2 protein-coding genes are annotated in these 2,266 nt (G+C 62.6%); both read left to right on the top strand.

What is annotated here, in order from left to right; translation table 11 throughout:
• Positions 1-2: 2 nt before the first annotated feature.
• Complete coding sequence (prpC, locus tag D6877_RS20890; RefSeq protein WP_130911978.1) at positions 3-1,130, top strand: 2-methylcitrate synthase; 1,128 nt, start codon at positions 3-5, stop codon at positions 1,128-1,130.
• 198 nt (positions 1,131-1,328) lie between these two features.
• A partial coding sequence (locus tag D6877_RS20885; protein WP_241662933.1) for an aconitase family protein occupies positions 1,329-2,266 on the top strand: 938 nt, incomplete at its 3' end.

Genomic DNA, 2,266 nt, shown 5'->3' with positions numbered 1-2,266 from the left:
CAATGGCCGAAGCAAAAGTACTCAGTGGCGCCGGGCTCCGTGGCCAGGTTGCCGGGCAAACCGCACTGTCCACCGTGGGCCAGGCCGGTGCCGGGCTGACCTATCGCGGCTACGACGTGCGTGAGCTGGCCGCCGACGCGCAATTTGAAGAAGTCGCCTATCTGCTGCTGTACGGCGAACTGCCGACCAAAGCGCAACTGGCCGACTATCAAAGCAAACTGAGCAAGCTGCGCGACCTGCCGCAGGCGCTTAAAGAAGTGCTTGAACGCATTCCCGCCGACGCGCATCCGATGGACGTCATGCGCACCGGTTGCTCATTCCTCGGCAACATCGAACCGGAGAAAGACTTCTCTGAACAGCGCGACAAGACCGACCGTCTGCTCGCCGCGTTCCCGGCGATCATGTGCTACTGGTATCGCTTCAGCCACGACGGCAAGCGCATCGACTGCGTCAGCGACGAACCGACCATCGGCGGCCACTTCCTGCACCTGCTGCACGACAAGAAGCCAAGCGAACTGCACGTCAAAGTGATGAACGTGTCGCTGATCCTCTACGCCGAACACGAATTCAATGCCTCGACCTTCACCGCGCGCGTTTGCGCCTCGACCCTTTCCGATCTGTATTCCTGCGTAACAGCGGCCATCGGTTCGCTGCGCGGTCCATTGCACGGCGGCGCCAACGAAGCGGCGATGGAAATGATCGAGCGCTTCTCGTCGCCGGAAGAGGCGATCAAAGGCACCCTCGGCATGCTCGAGCGCAAGGACAAGATCATGGGCTTCGGCCACGCGATCTATAAGGACAGCGACCCGCGCAACGAGGTGATCAAGGGCTGGGCGAAAAAACTCGCGGACGAGGTCGGCGACAAGGTGCTGTTCCCGGTTTCCGAGGCCATCGACAAGACCATGTGGGAGCAGAAGAAGCTGTTCCCGAATGCCGACTTCTATCACGCCTCGGCATACCACTTCATGGGCATCCCGACCAAGCTGTTCACGCCGATCTTCGTCTGCTCGCGCCTGACCGGCTGGGCCGCGCACGTGTTCGAACAGCGCGCCAACAACCGCATCATCCGCCCAAGCGCCGAATACACCGGCGTCGAACAGCGCAAGTTCGTGCCAATCGAACGTCGCTGAATGGTGAGCTGAGCCGGAACCAGAGAACCCCGCTAGACCCTGTGGGAGCGAGCCTGCTCGCGAAGACGGACTGGCATCCAACAAGGATGTCGACTGATCTACCGCTTTCGCGAGCAGGCTCGCTCCCACAGTGGACGGTGTGCAACTCAGGTGTCTGGCCTCACCCTTTGAAATCACCGTGACCCGAGTCCTGACCCGATGAACACAGAATTCCGCAAGAACCTGCCCGGCACGCCGCTGGATTACTTCGACACCCGCGCGGCGGTCGAGGCGATTGCGCCTGGCAGCTACGACACCCTGCCGTACACCTCCCGCGTACTGGCGGAAAACCTCGTGCGTCGCTGTGACCCGGCCACGCTCACCGATTCGCTCAAGCAACTGATCGAGCGCAAGCGCGATCTTGATTTCCCGTGGTTCCCGGCGCGGGTGGTCTGCCATGACATCCTCGGCCAGACCGCGCTGGTCGACCTCGCTGGCCTGCGCGATGCCATCGCTTTGCAGGGCGGCGACCCGGCGCAGGTCAACCCGGTGGTGCCGACGCAATTGATCGTCGACCACTCGCTGGCCGTCGAGGCGGGCGGTTTCGATGCCCAGGCCTTCGAGAAGAACCGCGCCATCGAAGACCGCCGCAACGAAGACCGTTTCCACTTCATCAACTGGACCAAAAAGGCCTTCAAGAACGTCGACGTGATCCCGCCGGGCAACGGCATCATGCACCAGATCAACCTGGAGAAAATGTCGCCGGTGATTCAGGTGCGCGAAGGCGTGGCGTTCCCCGACACTTGCGTCGGCACCGACAGCCACACGCCGCACGTTGATGCGCTGGGCGTGATCGCCATCGGCGTTGGCGGCCTCGAAGCCGAGAGCGTGATGCTCGGCCGTGCGTCGTGGATGCGTTTGCCGGAAAGCGTTGGCGTCGAACTGACCGGCAAGCTGCAACCGGGCATCACCGCCACCGACATGGTCCTGGCTCTGACCGAATACCTGCGCAAACAGAAAGTCGTCGGCGCTTGGCTGGAGTTCTTCGGGGAAGGCGCGGCGGCGCTGACCCTCGGCGACCGCGCGACCATCTCCAACATGGCCCCGGAATACGGCGCCACGGCGGCGATGTTCTACATCGACCAGCAGACCATCGA

Origin of the sequence: Pseudomonas sp. Sample_9 (genome assembly GCF_004307535.1) — a bacterium.
Lineage (GTDB): Bacteria > Pseudomonadota > Gammaproteobacteria > Pseudomonadales > Pseudomonadaceae > Aquipseudomonas > Aquipseudomonas mercuritolerans.
The sequence above is the reverse complement of the archived record's forward strand: the minus strand, read 5'-3'. Positions and strand labels throughout refer to the sequence as shown.